General features: G+C 68.0%; 17 protein-coding genes and 1 riboswitch. Of the genes, 12 read left to right on the top strand and 5 right to left on the bottom strand.

The window, feature by feature from the left end:
* Nucleotides 1-10: 10 nt before the first annotated feature.
* The 5 genes from CR917_RS14035 to alkB all read right to left on the bottom strand — a co-directional run bounded on the left by CR917_RS14035 (nucleotide 11) and on the right by alkB (nucleotide 5,306).
* Nucleotides 11-772 carry a PIG-L deacetylase family protein gene (locus CR917_RS14035; protein WP_088515078.1) on the bottom strand — a complete coding sequence of 254 codons (762 nt, stop codon included), beginning with the start codon at nucleotides 770-772 and terminating at the stop codon, nucleotides 11-13.
* Entirely contained in the window at nucleotides 769-1,812 is a 1,044-nt protein-coding gene (locus CR917_RS14030; protein ID WP_104572496.1) for an acyl-CoA dehydrogenase, read from the bottom strand. The genes CR917_RS14035 and CR917_RS14030 overlap by 4 nt, the downstream gene beginning before the upstream one ends.
* On the bottom strand, nucleotides 1,809-2,081 hold the full coding sequence (locus CR917_RS14025; protein WP_078481216.1) for a hypothetical protein: 273 nt from the start codon (nucleotides 2,079-2,081) through the stop codon (nucleotides 1,809-1,811). Before CR917_RS14025 ends, CR917_RS14030 begins: the two co-directional genes overlap by 4 nt.
* Nucleotides 2,078-4,579 (bottom strand): DNA ligase D, encoded by a 2,502-nt coding sequence (ligD, locus tag CR917_RS14020; protein WP_104572495.1) that lies wholly within the window; start codon nucleotides 4,577-4,579, stop codon nucleotides 2,078-2,080. Before ligD ends, CR917_RS14025 begins: the two co-directional genes overlap by 4 nt.
* Before the next feature lie 61 nt (nucleotides 4,580-4,640).
* Entirely contained in the window at nucleotides 4,641-5,306 is a 666-nt protein-coding gene (gene alkB / locus CR917_RS14015; RefSeq protein WP_054914441.1) for a DNA oxidative demethylase AlkB, read from the bottom strand.
* A 111-nt stretch (nucleotides 5,307-5,417) separates the two neighbouring features.
* Here alkB and CR917_RS14010 point away from each other — a divergent pair, with 111 nt between their 5' ends.
* The 12 genes from CR917_RS14010 to CR917_RS13955 all read left to right on the top strand — a co-directional run bounded on the left by CR917_RS14010 (nucleotide 5,418) and on the right by CR917_RS13955 (nucleotide 15,126).
* Complete coding sequence (locus CR917_RS14010) at nucleotides 5,418-5,819, top strand: hypothetical protein (RefSeq protein ID WP_043859643.1); 402 nt, start codon at nucleotides 5,418-5,420, stop codon at nucleotides 5,817-5,819.
* Between the two features lie 145 nt (nucleotides 5,820-5,964).
* Entirely contained in the window at nucleotides 5,965-6,801 is an 837-nt protein-coding gene (locus tag CR917_RS14005) for an urease accessory protein UreD (protein ID WP_104572494.1), read from the top strand.
* 11 nt (nucleotides 6,802-6,812) lie between these two features.
* Nucleotides 6,813-7,115: an urease subunit gamma gene (locus CR917_RS14000; RefSeq protein WP_043859641.1), complete on the top strand. Its 303-nt coding sequence runs from the start codon at nucleotides 6,813-6,815 to the stop codon at nucleotides 7,113-7,115.
* A gap of 18 nt (nucleotides 7,116-7,133) precedes the next feature.
* Entirely contained in the window at nucleotides 7,134-7,451 is a 318-nt protein-coding gene (locus CR917_RS13995) for an urease subunit beta (protein ID WP_054914443.1), read from the top strand.
* Nucleotides 7,448-9,151 carry an urease subunit alpha gene (ureC, locus tag CR917_RS13990; protein WP_043859639.1) on the top strand — a complete coding sequence of 568 codons (1,704 nt, stop codon included), beginning with the start codon at nucleotides 7,448-7,450 and terminating at the stop codon, nucleotides 9,149-9,151. The genes CR917_RS13995 and ureC overlap by 4 nt, the downstream gene beginning before the upstream one ends.
* Before the next feature lie 9 nt (nucleotides 9,152-9,160).
* Nucleotides 9,161-9,646 carry an urease accessory protein UreE gene (gene ureE, locus CR917_RS13985; RefSeq protein WP_104572493.1) on the top strand — a complete coding sequence of 162 codons (486 nt, stop codon included), beginning with the start codon at nucleotides 9,161-9,163 and terminating at the stop codon, nucleotides 9,644-9,646.
* 20 nt (nucleotides 9,647-9,666) lie between these two features.
* On the top strand, nucleotides 9,667-10,212 hold the full coding sequence (locus tag CR917_RS13980) for a HupE/UreJ family protein (protein ID WP_058540237.1): 546 nt from the start codon (nucleotides 9,667-9,669) through the stop codon (nucleotides 10,210-10,212).
* Entirely contained in the window at nucleotides 10,212-10,886 is a 675-nt protein-coding gene (locus tag CR917_RS13975) for an urease accessory protein UreF (RefSeq protein ID WP_054914445.1), read from the top strand. The genes CR917_RS13980 and CR917_RS13975 overlap by 1 nt, the downstream gene beginning before the upstream one ends.
* A gap of 10 nt (nucleotides 10,887-10,896) precedes the next feature.
* Nucleotides 10,897-11,523, top strand: a complete 627-nt coding sequence (ureG, locus tag CR917_RS13970; RefSeq protein ID WP_058540236.1) for an urease accessory protein UreG — start codon at nucleotides 10,897-10,899, stop codon at nucleotides 11,521-11,523.
* Nucleotides 11,524-11,632: 109 nt separating this feature from the next.
* Nucleotides 11,633-11,748: riboswitch (TPP riboswitch) on the top strand.
* A 32-nt stretch (nucleotides 11,749-11,780) separates the two neighbouring features.
* The gene (locus CR917_RS13965; RefSeq protein ID WP_104572492.1) at nucleotides 11,781-12,431 is read left to right on the top strand and encodes a TenA family protein; all 651 of its coding nucleotides are present in this window, start codon (nucleotides 11,781-11,783) and stop codon (nucleotides 12,429-12,431) included.
* 3 nt (nucleotides 12,432-12,434) lie between these two features.
* Nucleotides 12,435-13,094, top strand: a complete 660-nt coding sequence (locus tag CR917_RS13960) for a TenA family protein (RefSeq protein ID WP_043860584.1) — start codon at nucleotides 12,435-12,437, stop codon at nucleotides 13,092-13,094.
* Between the two features lie 127 nt (nucleotides 13,095-13,221).
* On the top strand, nucleotides 13,222-15,126 hold the full coding sequence (locus CR917_RS13955; protein WP_104572491.1) for a M14 family metallopeptidase: 1,905 nt from the start codon (nucleotides 13,222-13,224) through the stop codon (nucleotides 15,124-15,126).
* Nucleotides 15,127-15,197 lie beyond the last annotated feature (71 nt).

Below are 15,197 nucleotides of genomic sequence, written 5' to 3'. Positions count from 1 at the left end.
GAAACACCCGTCATAGAAACAGCAGTTCGAAAGGTTGCAGAAGGCGTTGCAGGGTGGTCTGGCTCAACACCGGTGGCTGCTCGCCATCGGCATGGAGCTGGCTGGCATGCGCGGCGATGGCGGCGCGTTTGCGCGCAAGTTGCTGCGGGCTGAGCGCCAGCTTGCGCGCACGGCGCCACGGCAGGCGCGGGTCGTCCGGCCGGGCCCAGTGCCAGGCCCAGATCGGCACCTCGATCAGTTGCGCGCCCACGGTCTGCGCCGCCTGTGCGCTGGCACGGCCCACGGCCTCGTGGTCGCAGTGGCCGTCCAGGCGCCAGGTGCTCAGCACCCGGTCGTCGGGGCGCAGGCAACGCACCAGCGCATGGGCCAGCTGCGCTTCGTGCGCGGCCACGCCACTGTCGGCCAGGTGCAGGCGCTGCCAGGCCACCCGGTCGACGTCCAGCCCCAGCGCGGCCAGGGCTGCGCGGCTTTCCAGGGGGCGCTGCACGCGCAGGCGCTCGCCTGGCCAGGCGAGCGAGCCGGGGTGGCTGCCTTCGCCATCGGTCACCGACACCAGCAGCAGCGCCTGCTCACGGCCGCAGAAGGTCGACAGCAGGCCACCGCAACCGAGCACCTCGTCATCCGGGTGGGGCGCCACCACCACCAGGCGCGCACCGGGGGGCAGCAGCTCATCGGCCTGCACCGTGGCGACCTGGGCCAGGGCGCTGGACGCCTGCCACAGCGACAATGGCGTGCCGCTGCCGGCTGCCTTGATCGGGTTGTCGACGCTCATAGCTGCCACCCGCCGGCTTCACGCCCGGCCAGTTGCCGGCCCAGTTCGGCCAGGTCGCGCTCGGCGTGGCTCTGGCGCAGGAACACCGGCAGGTCGGCGCTGAGCCGGGCGAAGTGGCTGTTGCGGCAGAACGGGGTGGCACCCAGGGCGCGGCCCACGTGGGTCAGCACCAGGGTGGCGGCGTATTCGACCTGGGCGCGCACCCGGCGTACGGCGAACTGGGTATCGGCCTGGGGCTGTGCGTCGATCTGTGCGGCGCACTCGCGCAGGGCTGCAGCGGCGCCGCACAGGGCAGCGTCCACCGCGCCCAGGTGGGCGTCGGCGTGGGGGTCGGGGCGTGGCTGGCGACAGTGTTCGCGCAGGTAGTCGGCCAGGGCCTCGGCGGCGCCGTACCAGCAGGCGGCGATGCCGGCGCCGCCGTGCCAGAAGCCGGGGCGACTGAGGTACTGGCCAGGGCCACCCACCAGGTGCGCCGGGGTGTGTTCCAGTTCCAGCTCGACGCTGGCGGTAATGCCCATGCCCACCGCCTGCCAGCCGTCTGCCACCCGGTGCAGACCCGTCTCGGCAAGGTCCAGCGCCACCAGTTGCGGCTGTTCGTCTTCGTCCCAGGCGGTGAGCAGGCCGTGGTCGATCTGCAGCGCGCCGGAGCACCAGGCCTTGCGCCCCTGCAGGTACACCCGCTGGTTGTCGCGAGCCACGATGCGCACCCGTGCGCTGGGCGGCTCGGCCGCCCATACGCCCCAGATCCCGTTGCCGGCCAGGTGCGCCCCGGCGCATTCGGCGAGTATCGCCAGGGCATCGGTATGCCCTTCATACAGCTTGGCCAGGGCCAGGTCGGCGCCGGCCACCCGCGCCAGGGTCTGCCAGCGCTGCAGCGTCTGGCCCTGGCCGGGCAACGGCAGGCGTTCCAGGCCGGCCGCCTGCAGGGCCTGCATCAGTTCGAGCAGCTGGCTGTCCAGGTTCAGCGGTTGCGGGCGCTCGGCGAACTGGCGCAGCAGGGTGTCCAGGCGGCCCAGGTCGAAGGTTTGAACAATGCTCATGAGGCGGACTCCTTGGGGCACGCAGCGTGGGTCGAGGTATTCTTTTTAAGGCCGCGCAGGTTCATGGCGCACAGGCAGAACTGCAGCACGATCAATGCCCAGGCCTCGGTCTGCCAGCCCCACACCACCCACAGCAGGTTGCTGGCCATGAAGCAGCAGAAGCCGATGCGCCGCCGACGCGGCTGACGCGAGCCGATCCACCAGGCTGCCACCAGGGTGAGCAGCATGGCCGGCCACTGCAGCAGGTCGATCCAGTCCAGGCCCTTCATGCCACGCCCATGCGCTTGCGCAGCGCCACGGTGAGCGACTGGCGGGTCTTGTCGTAGTCGGCCCAGGGGTCGTCGCCATTGGCCAGGCGCTCGCCCAGGTTGTGCAGGTTCCACTGGTTGGCGCCCTTGAGTTCGGTGAGCTCTTCGCGGCGGATCGGTACCGACACCGGCAGCCCTTCGCGGGCGCGCAGCGAATAGGCACACACGGTAGTGGCGCCACGGGCGTTGCGCAGGTAGTCGATGAAGATGCGCCCCACGCGGTTCTTAGGCCCCGAAACGGCGGACAGCCGGTCGGGGAACAACCCGGCCATGTGGGTGACGATGGCATGGCTGAACGCCTTGACTTCGTCCCAGCCGGCACGCCGGGTCAGCGGCACCACCACGTGCATGCCCTTGCCGCCACTGGTTTTCAGAAACGCCTGCAGGCCCAGTTCGTCGAGCAGTGCCAGGGTCAGCTGGGTCGCTTCGACCATGGCCTTCCAGGGCAATGCCGGGTCGGGGTCGAGGTCGAGCACGAAACGGTCGGGTTTGTCGAAGTCCCTGGCGGTGGCGTTCCAGGTGTGCAGTTCCAGGGTGTTCATCTGTACCGCGCCCAGCAGGGTGTCGGCGCGGTCGATGATCATCACTGCCTGGCCGGCCTCGGCCTTGTCGTGACTCTCCAGGCCCGGGATGTTCAACTGGGCGGCGTTCTTCTGGAAGAACAGCTCGCCGCTCAGGCCCTCCGGTGCGCGCACCAGCGCCACGGGGCGACGCTTGAGGTGCGGCAGGATCCATTCGGCGACCTGGGCGTAGTACTCGGCCACCTGGCGTTTGTCGGTGCCGCTGCTGGCATCGATCACCCGGTCGGGGTGGGTGATGCGCAGGGTGTTGTCGGAGGCTTTGCGGGTAGGCGCTTTCACGGGTTTCTCCAGGCCGATGGCGCGGGCCGGCTTGTCTTCGCGCAGGCCATGGAACACCGAATGGCGTACCACCCCTTCGCGGGTCATCTGGGCGTAGGCCACCTCGGCCAGCAGCTGTGGCCTGAGCCAGTGCACGCCGCGGGCTTCGGCGCCGGTGGGTGGGTTGGCGACCGCGGGCTTTTTCACCTCGAGCGGGGTGAGGCGCTGGAGCAGGCTCTGCAGGGTGGCGGTACTGAAGCCGGTGCCGACCTTGCCGGCGTAGCGCAGCTGGCCGTTGTCGGCGTCGTGCACCCCCAGCAGCAGGGCGCCGAACGCGGCGCGGCTGCCCTTGGGTTCGGTGAAGCCGACGATCACGAATTCCTGGCGCTGCTTGCACTTGAGCTTGATCCAGTCGTGACTGCGCCGCGATACATAGAGGCTGTCGGCACGTTTGCCGATCAGGCCCTCCATCTGCATCTGGCAGGCGCTGGCCAGCAGGGACTCGGGGGCTTCGTCGAAATCGGCACTCAAACGCAGGCGTTGTTCGTCGGCCGGTTCAAGCACGGCCGCCAGGGCGGCGCGCCGCTCCTGCAACGGGCATTGGCGCAGGTCCATGCCATTGAGGTAGGGCAGGTCGAACAGGTAGTAGACGATGTTGGCATCGGTGTCGCTGTCGAAGGCGTTCTGCAGGGCCTGGAAGTCGGCGATACCCTCGGCGTTGGCCACCACCACTTCGCCATCGAGCCAGGCCGAGCTCAGCCCCAGGCTGGCCAGGGCCTTGGCCTGCAGCGGCATGCGCGCGGTCCAGTCGTGGCCGTTGCGGGTGAACAGGCGCACGTCGTCGCCGTCGATGCGCGCCAGGATGCGGTACCCGTCGAACTTGACCTCGTAGCGCCAGTCGCCTTGTGGCGGGGTTTCCACCAGGGTGGCCAGTTGCGGCGTGAGGGCGGCGGGCAGGGTGGCCTTCCTGGCCGCACTCAGTGTGCCGGCCCTGGCTGGGCGGCGAGGCGGGGGTGCGGCCTTGGGCTTGTCCTTGTCTTTGCCCTTGCCCTTGGTGCGCGGGATCAGGCTGCGCTCGCTGAGCACGCTGTCGGGTTGGGCCTGCAGCACGTCGTAGTCGGCCTCGGCGCGGGCAGCCTCGTCGTCGGACTTGACCAGCATCCACTGTTCCTTCTTGCCGCCAAGGCGGGTGCGAAACAGATGCCAGGTGCCGTTCAGCTTTTCGCCCTGCAGGCGAAAGCGCAGCTTGCCGCTGGCATAGCCCTGGGCCGGGTCGCCCTCGGGCAGCCACACGCCGCGGTCCCACACGATCACTTCGCCCGCACCGTAATGGCCTGCGGGGATGCTGCCCTCGAAGCTGGCGTAGTCCAGCGGGTGGTCTTCGACGTGGACGGCCAGGCGCTTGACCTTCGGGTCCAGTGACGGGCCCTTGGGGATGGCCCAGCTCTTGAGGGTGCCGTTCAGCTCCAGGCGAAAGTCGTAATGCAGGTGGCTGGCGTCGTGCTTCTGGATGCAGAACTGCAATGCCTGCGCGCGCGCACCGCGGCGGGCCTTGCCGGCCGGCTCCGGGGTGGCGTCGAAGTTGCGCTTGCGCTGGTATTCCTGCAGTGGCTTGGCCATTGCCGTGCTCCATCGTTCATACAAACCCTATGAAGTGGGAGAGGCGCAGACCGGCGGGAGTTCAATCGGGTTGACCGGCCTTGCGCAGGGTCAGGTTGATGCGGCGGGCGCCCAGCAGTGGGTGCTCGCCGTCCTTGAGCGGGTTGACCCCGTGAAAGCGCAGGCGATCCTCGCCGCCCCAGACCATCACGTCGCCGTGCTGCAGGCCGACCTTGCGGGTGGGCTCGCTGCGGGTGTGCCCGCCGAACAGGAACACCGCCGGCAGGCCCAGCGAGATCGACACGATGGGCTGGCTGAAGTCGCGTTCGTTGCGGTCCTGGTGCAGGGTCAGGCGGTTGCCGGGCTGGTAGTGGTTGATCAGGCAGGCGTCGGGCCTGAAATGGGCGAAGCCGGCTGCCTCTGCGGCGGCAGCGGCCAGCTCGGCGAGCAGCGTGGGCAGGGCAGGCCAGGGCTTGCCGGTGAGCGGGTCGAAGGGGCTGTAGCGGTAGCCCAGGCGGTCGCTGACCCAGCCCAGCGGCCCGCAATTGGTGACCGCCACTTCGATGGTGCGCCCGCCGGGGGTGAGCTGGTTGCGAAACGGTGCGGCGCGCAGCACCGTGCGCAGGGCCGGCAGCAGGGGCTCGACGAGGTCCAGGGCAAAGCCTGGCAGCAGCAGCGTCTGCTTGCCGATCCATTCGGGGGCGCCGAGGGCGGGTGGGCCGAACAGGTCGAGTTCGGGTTGTTTCATGCAAGGATCTCCAGTGACGCCTTCGCCGGCAACGCCGGCGCCTGCAGGCGACGCAAACCGGGCAGGAGCCGGCGTTGCCGGCGCAGGGGCCGGTGACTATGCTTGGGCCTCATGGAGCCCATCATACCGCTGCGCCAACCCTGCCCACCCGGTGCCTGCATCTGCGAGCGCGAACGCCTGCTCGAAACGCCGGGCGCCGACCTGCGCATTCTGCGCCTGACCCGCCAGGAAGAAAACCGCCTGCTCCAACGCCTGGAAAACCTGCAGAGCCTGCCCGACCTCGAACACCTGCAGCGCCGCCTGTTCGATCAGCTCGGCATCCAGGTGCACATCGCCCCCGGCCCCAATGAAGTGCGCACCATGCGCGGTATCCGTATCGAGGTCGAAGGCCCGCCAGGGTTGTGCCGCAAGACCCGCCAGAGCATACCGGCGGCCATCCGCCGCGCCCTCGAAAGACGTCCCGAGATCGCCTACCGGCTGCTCGACGCCCATGACCTGTTTGGCCAGCAGTAACCATCGCAGGGCGTTTCCTACGCCGTGACCACGCCAATGCACAACATTGGCTCGCAACCTGCATTGCCCCAGGCATCGATAGCTGATCGATTGGTCAGACACCGGCCTTGCCGTGTCGCCACTCCATTGCCCAGGGCCGCCGTGCATGACGCTAGCTCAACGATTTATCCCCGCGCCGGTTGATCCGGCCGGCTGGAACGCCGAACTGAACCTGCGCTTCGTCGCAGGTCAGGGGCGGACCCGAATTGGTGCACGCCAGCATTTCGGCCCACTTCTGGTGCAGCGCCCGTTCTACCCCGAAGGCGACCCCTGCCATGTGTATGTGCTGCACCCCCCGGGCGGGGTGGTGGGGGGGGATCGCCTGGCCCTGAACCTGCACCTGGAGCCGGGCAGCCATGCGCTGCTGACCATGCCCGGTGCCACCAAGTTCTACCGCAGCGCCGGGCCCACCTCGGTGCTGCGCCAGCGCTTTCACCTGGCCGAGGGCAGCACCCTGGAGTGGCTGCCCCAGGACAGCATCTGCTTCCCCGGCGCGCGGGTATCGCTGCACAGCCATTTCAGCCTGGCCCCCGGCGCGCGCCTGCTGGCCTGGGAAACCCTGTGCCTGGGCCGCCCGGTAATGGGCGAGGCCTTCAGCCATGGCGCCTTGGACAGCCGGCTGCAGGTGGACATGCCCGACGACCCCGGCCTGCACGAGCGCCTGCGCCTGCAGGGTGGGCACCTGCACAAGCTGGGCGGCCACCCGCTGCTGGCCACCTTCTGCGCCGCCCCGGCCAACGAGCAACTGCTTGAACAGGTGCGCGAACTGATCCACCCGCTGCCGGTGCCCGCCGGCGCCACGCTGCTTGGCCAGCTGCTGGTGGTGCGCCTGCTCGACCACGACAACCAACGCCTGCAATCCACCCTGCAGCGGCTGTGGCGCGCCCTGCGACCGACCGTCGTCGGCTTGCCGCCATGCCCGCCGCGCATCTGGGCCACTTGAGAGACCGCACCATGGAGCTGACCCCGAGAGAGAAAGACAAACTGCTGCTGTTCACCGCCGCGTTGCTCGCCGAGCGCCGCCTGGCCCGTGGGCTGAAGCTCAACTACCCCGAGGCGGTGGCGCTGATCAGTGCCAGCGTGATGGAAGGTGCCCGCGACGGGCGCACGGTGGCCGAGCTGATGAGCCTGGGCCGCGAAGTGCTCGGGCGTGACCAGGTGATGGAAGGTGTCAGCGAGATGATCCACGACGTGCAGGTGGAAGCGACCTTTCCCGACGGGACCAAGCTGGTCACCGTCCACGACCCTATCGTCTGACCTGCCCAGGAGCAGCCCATGATTCCCGGAGAAATCCAGGTCGCCGACGGCGACATCGAACTCAACGCCGGTCGCGCCACGATCAGTGTCAGCGTGGCCAACCATGGCGACCGGCCGATCCAGGTCGGCTCGCACTATCACTTCTACGAGGTCAACGCCTTTCTGGTGTTCGAGCGCGAGGCCACCCGCGGCTTTCGCCTGGACATCGCCGCCGGCACTGCCGTGCGCTTCGAACCGGGCCAGGCGCGCACCGTCAACCTGGTGGCCTATGCCGGCAAGCGCGAGGTGTACGGTTTCCAGGGCCGGGTGATGGGCAAGCTGGAGGCCGTGGCATGAGCCGTATTTCCCGGCGTGCCTATGCCGACATGTTCGGCCCCACCGTGGGCGACCGCGTGCGCCTGGCCGACACCGAGCTGTGGGTGGAGGTCGAGCAGGACTTCACGGTCTACGGTGAAGAGGTCAAGTTCGGCGGCGGCAAGGTGATCCGCGACGGCATGGGCCAGGGCCAGATGCTGGCCGCCGAGGCCATGGACCTGGTGCTGACCAACGCCCTGATCATCGACCACTGGGGCATCGTCAAGGCCGATATCGGCGTGAAGAACGGGCGCATCTTCGGCATCGGCAAGGCCGGCAACCCCGACGTGCAGCCCGGCGTGACCCTGGCGGTGGGGCCGGGCACCGAGGTGATCGCCGCCGAGGGCAAGATCGTCACCGCCGGTGGCATCGACTCGCACATTCATTTCATCTGCCCGCAGCAGGTCGACGAGGCGCTGGTGTCGGGCATCACCACCTTCATCGGCGGCGGCACCGGGCCGGCCACCGGCACCAATGCCACCACCTGTACTTCGGGCACCTGGTACCTGGCGCGCATGCTCCAGGCCGCCGACGAACTGCCGATCAACATCGGCCTGCTGGGCAAGGGCAATGCCTCGCAACCCCAGGCCCTGCGCGAGCAGATCGAGGCCGGGGCGGTGGGGCTCAAGCTGCACGAAGACTGGGGCTCGACCCCGGCGGCCATCGACTGTTGCCTGGGCGTGGCCGAGGCGATGGACGTGCAGGTGGCGCTGCACAGTGACACCCTCAACGAAAGCGGCTGCATCGAAGACACCCTGGCCGCCATCGGCGACCGCACCATCCACACCTTCCATACCGAGGGTGCGGGCGGCGGGCATGCGCCGGACATCATCCGTGCGGCGGGCTACGCCAACGTGCTGCCGTCCTCCACCAACCCGACCCTGCCGTACACCGTCAACACCGTGGACGAGCACCTGGACATGCTGATGGTGTGCCACCACCTGGACACCAGCATCCCCGAGGACGTGGCCTTCGCCGAGTCGCGCATCCGCCGCGAGACGATTGCCGCCGAAGACATCCTGCACGACATCGGCGCGTTCTCGATGACCTCGTCCGACTCCCAGGCCATGGGCCGGGTGGGCGAGGTGGTGCTGCGCACCTGGCAGGTGGCGCACCAGATGAAACTGCGCCGCGGCCCGTTGGCGCCTGACACCGCGCGCAGCGACAACTTCCGGGTCAAGCGCTACATCGCCAAGTACACCATCAACCCGGCGCTGACCCATGGCATCGCCCATGAAGTCGGTTCGCTGGAGGCCGGCAAGCTGGCCGACCTGGTGCTGTGGTCGCCGGCGTTCTTCGGGGTCAAGCCTGCACTGGTGCTCAAGGGCGGGATGATCGTGATGGCGCCGATGGGCGACATCAACGGCTCGATCCCCACGCCGCAGCCGGTGCACTACCGGCCGATGTTCGGCGCCCTGGGCCAGGCGCGCAACGCCACGCGCATGACGTTCCTGTCCCAGGCCGCGGTGGAGCGTGGCGTTCACCATGAACTGCGCCTGCGCAGCCTGATCGGCGTGGCCCGGGGCTGTCGCACGGTGCGCAAGGCCGACATGCTGCACAACGGGCTGATGCCCACCATCGAAGTGGATTCACAAACCTATGAGGTACGCGCCGACGGCGAGCTGCTGGTGTGCGAACCGGCCAGCGTGCTGCCGATGGCGCAGCGTTATTTTCTGTTTTGAGGAGCGAGCATGATCCTGTTGACGCAACGCCTGAACCAGGCCGCACAAATCGGCGCCACTGCCACCCTGAGCCTGGATACGCGCATCAAGAGCCGCGTGCGCATCACCCTGGATGATGGGCGCGAGGCCGGGCTGATGCTCGAACGCGGCCAGCTGATTCGCGGCGGCGAGCTGCTGGCCGACGCCCAGGGGCGTGAGGTGATTCGCGTGCTGGCGGCGCCGGAGCAGGTTTCGACGGTGCGCTGCGCCGACCCGCTGGCGCTGGCCCGCGCCGCCTATCACCTGGGCAATCGGCATGTGCCGTTGCAGATCGAGCGCGATTTCGTGCGGTACCAGCACGACCATGTGCTGGACGACATGGTGCGTGGCTTCGGCCTTGAGGTGACGGTGGAGCAGGCGCCGTTCGAGCCCGAGGCCGGCGCCTACCAGAGCGCGCCGCACAGCCATAGCCACAACGATCACCCCTTTGTTCGCGTGCCTGGCCACGCCCACTGATTTCGACATGGAGTTGCACGATGAAAAAGACCCTCGCGTTTGCCTTGCTGCTGATCGCCGTCCCTGCGTTCGCCCACCCCGGCCACGACAGCAACCCCCTGCAGGACGGGTTGCTGCACCCGCTCACCGGGCTTGACCACCTGCTGATGCTGCTGGGCACCGGGGTGCTGGCCGCCCTGACCGGGCGCACCCTGGCGCTGCCGCTGGCCACGCTGGCGGCGATGTTCGGCGGCGCGCTGATGGGCCATCTGTTCGGGGGCGTGATCGGCATGGAGAGCATGATCATCGGCTCGCTGCTGGTGGCCGCCGCGGCGCTGCTGCTGCCCAGCCGCCAGGTGCTGCTGGCGCTGGTCATGCCGGTGTTCGCGCTGTTTCACGGCTGGGCCCACGGCGTCGAAGCCAGCCCGGGCGCGTTCTGGGTGTTCAGCGCAGGCTTTGTCGCGGTCAGCGGCCTGTTGCTGCTGGCAGGCTATGGCGCCGGACGCCTGTTGCGCCGTCACCCTGGGCTGCAGAAGGCCTGTGGCGGCGGCCTGCTGGCCGGTGCCGCCCTGGTGCTGGCCGGCTGATGAGCGCCAACCTGCAGTTGCTGCGCCTGCTGCAACTGGTCAGCGCCAACCTGCCGGTGGGGGGCTTCACCTATTCCCAGGGGTTGGAGTGGGCGGTGGAGGCGGGCTGGGTGACCGGGGCCGACGGCTTTGGCGCCTGGCAGCGCGAGCAGTTGCACGACACCCTCGGCCACCTCGACTGGCCGCTGCTGCAACGGCTGTACAGCGCGTGCCGCGCGCAAGATGCCGATGCGTTCGCCCACTGGAGCAGCTTTCTGCTGGCCAACCGCGAAACCGCCGAGCTGCGCCTGGAGGAACGCCAGCGCGGCAAGGCCCTGGCGCGCCTGCTCGATGGCTGGCAGCTGTGTCAGGCGCCGGCCTGGCGCAGCAGCGTCGAGCTGAGCCAGCTGGGCGGCATGGCCTGGCTGGCCGTGCACTGGCAGATCCCGCTGCGTGAGCTGGCCCTGGGGCATGGCTTTGCCTGGCTGGAAGGGGCGGTGATGGCTGGGGTCAAGCTGGTGCCGTTCGGTCAGCAGGCAGCCCAGACCCTGCTGCGCGAGTTGTGCGAGGAGCTGCCTGCGGTACTGGAGTGGGCGCTGGACGTACCTGATGAACACCTGGGCGGCGGCCTGCCGTTGCTGGCGATTGCCTCTGCCCGCCATGAAACCCAATACACCCGATTGTTCCGATCCTGAGGAAACTGCCATGCAAAGCTACCAGCAACCCCTGCGCGTCGGTGTCGGCGGCCCGGTCGGCTCCGGCAAGACCGCGCTGCTCGAAGCGCTGTGCAAGGCCATGCGCGATGACTACCAGATCGCCGTGGTCACCAACGACATCTACACCAAGGAAGACCAGCGCATCCTTACCGAAGCCGGCGCGCTCGAACCCGAGCGCATCGTCGGCGTGGAGACCGGCGGCTGCCCGCATACCGCGATCCGTGAAGATGCCTCGATGAACCTGGCGGCGGTGGAGGATCTGGCGCGCAAGTTCGGCAACCTGGAAGTGATCTTCGTCGAGAGTGGCGGTGACAACCTGAGTGCCACCTTCAGCCCGGAGCTGGCCGACCTGACGATCTACGTGATCGACGTGGCCGAAGGCGAGAAGATCCCGCGCAAGGGCGGGCCGGGGATCACCAAGTCGGATTTTCTGGTGATCAACAAGATCGACCTGGCGCCCTATGTGGGTGCGTCGCTGGAGGTGATGGAAAAGGACACCCGGCGCATGCGGCCCGAGCGGCCGTGGACGTTCAGCAACCTGAAGACGGGGCAGGGTTTGCAGGCGGTGATCGGGTTCATTGTCGAGCGGGGCATGCTCAGGCCGCGTCTGGGTTGAAGGCTTCGCCGGCAACGCCGGCTCCTACGGGCCCTGCGCTGACTGTAGGAGCCGGCCTTGCCGGCGAAGCGGCCAGGCTGGACACTTCAAGCCCACGGTTGTATACAGTGTGCGCACCAAGGGGAGCCCCGGCAACGGGCTGAGAAACCGCTGGCATCTGCAGCGCGGTGACCCTTCGAACCTGATCCGGATCATGCCGGCGAAGGGATGGGATCTAGCGCCTGCCTTCTTTGCCGGTCTCACTGCGAGGCCGCTCCATGACTGCCCCACGTTTCACCGAACACCTGCGCAAACAAAGCGAACCCACCTGGTCGGCCGCCGTCGGCCACCGTTTCGTCACCCAGCTGTGCGACGGCAGCCTGCCGGACCCGGTGATGGTGCGTTACCTGGTGCAGGACCATCGCTTCATCGACAGCTTCCTGACCCTGCTCGGCGCGGCCATTGCCACCGCCGACACCTTCGATGCGCGCCTGCGCCTGGCGCGTTTCGCGGGCATGATCGCCAGCGATGAAAACACCTATTTCCTGCGCGCCTTTGAGGCACTGGGCGTGAGCGAGGCGCAACGCACCGCGCCGGCCGACGCACAGCCCACGGCCGGCTTCAAGGCGATCATGCGCCAGGCGGCGGCCACCCGATCCTATGCGGCGGTGCTGGCGGTGCTCAACGTGGCCGAGGGCCTGTACCTGGACTGGGCGCTCAAGGCGCCCAGGCCGCTGCCGGAAAACTTCGTGCACGCCGAGTGGATCACCTTGCACGACAACCCGGCCTTCGCCGACTTCGTTGCGTTCCTGGGCGCCGAACTCGACCGTGTGGGCCCCCAGGAAGAGGCGCTGAGCACCGATTTCTTCTTGCGTGCCGTGGCGCTGGAGCTTGAGTTTTTCGATGCCGTGTACCCACAGGGGGAGTGAACGATGGATATTTTCGACCGTTTGAAAGCTGCTGCACCGACCGAGTGGGCCAGTTACGTGGACCACAGCTTCGTGCGCCAGATGGGCCAGGGCAGCTTGCCCGAAACGGCGTTTCGTACCTACCTGGTGCAGGATTACCTGTTCCTGATCCAGTTCGCGCGGGCCTGGGCGCTGGCCGCGTACAAGAGCCGCCGGCCTTCGGACATCCGTGCCGCCCAGGCGGGGCTTGCGGCGATTCTGGACGAGACCGACCTGCATGTACGCCTGTGCGCGCGCTGGGGCTTGTCCAAGGCTGACATCGAGGCCGCGCCGGAGCACCAGGCCACCGTGGCCTATACGCGCTTCGTGCTCGATTGCGGCGCGGCGGGCGACTTGCTGGACCTGCATGTGGCGCTGTCGCCCTGTGTGATCGGCTACGCCGAGATCGGCCGGGCGCTGAGCCCCGACGGGGTGGCGGCGCTGGGTGATCATCCGTACCGCGAGTGGATTGGCGAGTATGCCGGGGAGGGGTATCAGGGCGTGGCTGCTGCAGCGCGCCTGCACCTGGACGAGCTGGCGGCGCGCAGCATGACCGAGCAGCGCTTCACCGAGCTGGTGGCGATCTTTGCCCAGGCGTCGCGGCTGGAGGCGGATTTCTGGCAGATGGGGTTGGCGGCGCGGTAGAACGGCGTGGCGCAACGGCGCTCCTGGCACCGAGCGCCGCTCGCGCGGCGCTTCGCCGGCATCCCATCGCGGTGACATTGCCCCTTATCAGCTAAGGTTGCCTGCTTACGCATGATAAGGACCCATCATGAACTACCTGCACCCGCAGCCCCTGCTGGCCACCTTGCTGCTGCTCGGCAGCCTGCCCGCCCTTGCGGCCTTGCCCGGCGCCCCGGCCTATATCGATGACAGCGACTACCCCGAGGCCGCCAAGCAACGCATTCTGCCGGCAATGTTCGAGCAGACCCTCACCAGCACCCGCTATATCGCGCCCGCCGGCAACCCCCTGATCACCGTCGCCGAAGCCACCGGCTTTGCCGACACCAGCACCTACGCGCAAACCCGCGATTACCTTCAGCAACTGGCATCCGCCGCCAATGGCGCCATCGTGCTCAGCGAGCTGCCGGAGAAAAGCGCCGAGGGCCACCCGATGCTGCTGGTGGTGGCCTCGCTGGAGGCCGACAAGTCACCCGCCGCGCTCAAGCGTTCGGGCAAGCCGACGCTCTTTATCGAGGCCGGTATCCACCCCGGCGAGTCCAACGGCAAGGACGCGATGTTCATGCTGCTGCGCGACATGACCACCGGCAGCAAGCCGCTGGCCGGCCTGCTGCAGAAGGTCAACATCCTGTTCATCCCCAGTGTCAACGTGGACGGCGATATCCGCCGCAGCGCCTATGGCCGAATCAACCAGAACGGCCCCCGCCAGAGTGGCTGGCGCGTGAACGGGCGCAACCTCAACCTGAACCGCGATTTCACCAAGCTCGACAGCGCCGAGATCCGCAACGTGGCCTGGGTGTTCAACACCTACGAGCTGAGCTTCTTCGCCGACACCCACTCCACCGATGGCGCGATGTACCCCTACGACAGCTCGTATTGCCATAACGGCAATGGCTGGTCGCCGGCCAGCAGCGCGTGGATGGACACGGTGATGCGTGCGCCGGTGTACCAGGCGCTGGAGGGCGAGGGGCATGTGGTGCACGAGTGCATCAGCATGAACGACAACCAGGACCCGACCCAGGGCTACTACCCGTACCGCACCGACCTGGCGCGCTTCTCCAACCAGTACGGCGATATCCGCAACGTGCCGTCGATTCTGATCGAGCAGCATGCACTGCACCCGTACCAGACCCAGGTGCTGGGCAACTACGTGATGCTCAAGACGATGTTCCAGGTGATCGGCGAACAGGCCGCTTCGCTGCAGCAGGCCATTGCCAGTGACCGTGCCCGGCTCGCGGCCCAGCGCGAGGTGGTGCTGACATGGAAGCCGGGCAAGGAGGAGCAGGTGGACTTCAAGGTGGGCGACTACCGCTACGAACAGTCGCCGATCACCGGTGCCAGGACGATCGTGTGGGGCAACGTGCCCAAGCCGCTGACGGTGCCGGTCACTGGCAACACCGAGCCCGACCTGGTGGTCAAGCGCCCACGCCAGTACGTGGTGCCGGCGCAGTGGGCCGAGGTGATCGCGCGGCTCAAGGCGCATGGCATCCGCATGCGCACCCTCGAGCAGCCCACGGCGATGGCGGTGACGCTGTACCGCATGGATGAGGTGAAGGTGGCCGGTGGCTTCGAGCCGGACCGTGCGGCAGCCAACGAGATTCCGGGCTATGAAGGGCATCTGCTGGTCAGTGGCGTGGCCAACCCGCTGGAGCGTATGCAGACCTTTGCGGCGGGTTCGGTGCTGATCGACGTCGACCAGCCGCTGGGCGTGCTGGCGATCAACCTGTTGCACCCGCAAAGCCCCGACTCGTTCTGGGCCTGGGGTTTCTTCAACGCGACCCTGGTGGCGGCGGAGGAGCCAGAGGAATACGTGATGGAGCCGATGGCGCGCAAGATGCTGGCCGCGAGCCCGGTACTCAAGGCCGAGTTCGAGGCCCGCCTCAAGGACGACAAGGCGTTCGCCGACAGCCCGAGTGCGCGCCTGCACTGGTTTTACCAGCGCACGCCCTTCTATGACGTGAATGCATTCGTGTACCCGGTGGGGGCCGTGTACTGAGTTAAAGGAAGTGCCAGCCGTGCCGATGCAGGTGTGGGCCACCGCGACCATTGCGGTGGCGTTGCCTTGTC

Source organism: Pseudomonas sp. BRM28, assembly GCF_002939405.1.
Classification (GTDB): Bacteria; Pseudomonadota; Gammaproteobacteria; order Pseudomonadales; family Pseudomonadaceae; genus Aquipseudomonas; species Aquipseudomonas palmensis.
This window is presented reverse-complemented; position numbering and strand designations above follow the sequence as displayed.